Source organism: Arthrobacter sp. HMWF013 (genome assembly GCF_003061105.1).
Classification (GTDB): Bacteria; Actinomycetota; Actinomycetes; order Actinomycetales; family Micrococcaceae; genus Arthrobacter.
Map to the genome: position 1 here is coordinate 7,018 of NZ_QAIQ01000480.1, position 2,775 is coordinate 9,792.

The window sequence follows — 2,775 nt, forward strand, 5'->3', positions numbered from 1 at the left end:
CCAGGCCGTAGACCAGCGCCAGTGCGAGGGCGGAGACGAGGGTGAGTGCGGTGACAAACGTGAACTGCAGCATGGCCGTGCGGACGCCGATGTCGCGGACGCGGCCGGCCCGGACCGCGAATTCCCGGGATTCCTCGTCCGGCCTGCCGAACAGCTTGACCAGGGTGGCGCCCGGCGCGGAGAAGCGCTCGGTCATCTGGGTGCCCATGGCTGCGTTGTGCTCGGCCGCCTCGCGCCGGAGGTCCGCGAGGCGGGACCCCATCCGGCGGGCGGGGATCAGGAAGATCGGGAGCAGGATCATGGCCAGCACGGTGACCTGCCAGGAGGTTCCCAGCATCACGATCAGCGTCAGAACCAGGGCCACCACGTTGCTGACCACACCGGACAAGGTGCCGGCAAAGGCGGATTGGGCGCCGATGACGTCGTTGTTGAGGCGGCTGACGAGGGCACCGGTGCGGGTCCGGGTAAAGAACGCGATGGGCATTTTCTGCACATGGTCAAAGACCCTCGTGCGGAGGTCCACAATGACGCCTTCGCCGATGTTGGAGGACAGCCACCGGCTGACCAGCCCCACGCCGGCTTCGGCCACGGCGACCACCGCGATCAGCAATGCCAGCCGGATCACCTGGTCTGCGCCGGCCTTGGCAACGATGGCGTCCACCACCTGGCCGGCCAGGACGGGCGTTGCCACGGCCAGGAACGCCATCACGACGGACAGCGTCACGAATGCGATCAGTTTTGTCCGGTGCGGCCGGGCGAAGCCCAGGACCCGTTTCAGGGTGGCCTTGGAGAAGGGCTTGGAGCCGTTCTTGGCCCGGGAAATGTTGTACAGGGAGTGCCAGGCGACGCCATCCATGCTCATCGCGGCTGCTCCGTTGCGGTCATCAATTCAGTTACCATCCCGTTTTCAACATTCCAGCGGACATCGAGCTCGACGTTTTCGAGCAGTCTCCGGTCATGGGTTACTAACAGCAAAGCGCCGTCATAACTTCCCAGGGCCTCTTCCAGCTGCTCAATGGCGGGCAGGTCAAGGTGGTTGGTGGGCTCGTCCAGGACCAGCAGGTTGACCCCGCGTGCCTGCAGCAGTGCCAACGCTGCCCGGGTGCGCTCCCCGGGCGAGAGCGAATCGACCGGACGCGCAGTGTGGTCAGCCTTCAGGCCGAACTTGGCCAGCAGGGTTCGGACCTCTGCGGGCGTCAGGTCAGTGAGGACGGCTTCAACGGCGTCACCCAGGCTGAGGTGCCCGGCCAGCAGGCCGCGGGCCTGGTCGATTTCGCCAATGGCCACGGAGGCGCCCATGGCCGCATTTCCGGAGTCAGGCTCCTGGACGCCCAGCAGCAGGCGGAGCAATGTCGATTTTCCCGCCCCGTTGGGGCCGGTGATGCCGATCCGCTCCCCCGCGTTGAGCTGAAGGTTGACCGGGCCAAGCGTGAAGTTTCCCTGCTTCACGACGGCGTCACGCAGCGTTGCCACGACGGCGCTGGACCGCGGAGCCTGGCCGATGGTGAACTGCAGCTGCCATTCCTTCCGCGGTTCCTCCACGACGTCCAGCCGGGCGATCCTGGATTCCATCTGCCGGACCTTCTGCGCCTGCTTCTCTGAGGATTCGGTGCTGGCGGCCCGGCGGATCTTGTCGTTGTCCGGGCTCTTTTTCATGGCGTTCCGTACGCCCTGTGAGCTCCATTCGCGCTGGGTGCGCGCCCGGGAGACGAGGTCAGCCTTGGTGGAGGCGAACTCCTCGAACTTTTCGCGGGCGTGCCGGCGCGCAACGGCGCGCTCTTCAAGGAATGCCTCGTAGCCGCCGTCGTACACGGCCACGGAATTCTGGGCGAGGTCCAGCTCCACGATGGTGGTCACGCAGCGGGCCAGGAACTCACGGTCATGGGACACCAGGACAACACCACCGCGCAGGCCCTGGACAAAGGCTTCCAGTTTGGCCAGGCCGGCGAGGTCAAGATCGTTGGTGGGCTCGTCCAGCAGGACGATGTCGAAGCGGCTGAGCAGCAGTGCAGCCAGGGCCACCCGGGCAGCCTGGCCGCCGGACAGCCCTGTCATAGGGGCATCGGCACCGGTCTCCAGTCCGAGATCGGCAAGGACCGCCGGAATGCGTTCATCGAGGTCGGCGGCCCCGGAAGCCATCCAGCGGTCAAAGGCCAGGGAGTAGGCGTCGTCGGCGCCGGGAGCGCCCGAGCCCAGCGCCTCGGCGGTGGACTCCATCTCGGCGGTGGCGTGGGCGCAGCCGGTCCGGCGTGCGATGTAGCCGGCCACCGTCTCCCCCGCCACGCGTTCGTGTTCCTGGGGCAGCCATCCCACGAAGGCGTCCGAAGGCGCAAGGCTCACGGTGCCGCCCTGTGGTTCGTCCACACCGGCCAGCAACCGCAGCAGCGTGGACTTGCCGGCTCCGTTGGCACCCACCACGCCCACCACGTCGCCCGGCGCCACGGTGAGGGACAGCTTCGAGAAGAGGGTGCGGTGGTCGTGGCCACCGGAAAGGTCTTTGGCAACAAGGGTTGCAGTCATGGTTTGGGTCTTTCCTCTCACTGCCGCCGGGCTGGAGGAGCCGCGTGAATCCGCCTGGAATGCGGGTATTCCCGCAGCTCGGCGCTCCGCAAAGTGCCGGGGCACTAAAGAGCCCGCCGGTCCGGACTTGGGGGGTGTACGGACCAACGGGCTCGACCATCAAGCATAGTCGACTCTTCACGCCGCACCAAACCGCACCCCGGATTCAGGCTAAAATCAAGTCAATCATCCGTTCTGCAGAGAGCCCTTAATGCC

Annotated in this window: 2 protein-coding genes; both read right to left on the reverse strand. The window is 66.5% G+C overall.

Annotation, left to right across the window (positions count from 1 at the left end):
• The coding region (locus DBR22_RS24680) for an ABC transporter transmembrane domain-containing protein (protein ID WP_258229264.1) at positions 1-862 on the reverse strand (862 nt) is incomplete at its 3' end.
• On the reverse strand, positions 859-2,520 hold the full coding sequence (gene abc-f / locus DBR22_RS17185) for a ribosomal protection-like ABC-F family protein (RefSeq protein WP_108600020.1): 1,662 nt from the start codon (positions 2,518-2,520) through the stop codon (positions 859-861). The genes DBR22_RS24680 and abc-f, both read right to left, overlap by 4 nt.
• Between the last annotated feature and the right edge of the window lie 255 nt (positions 2,521-2,775).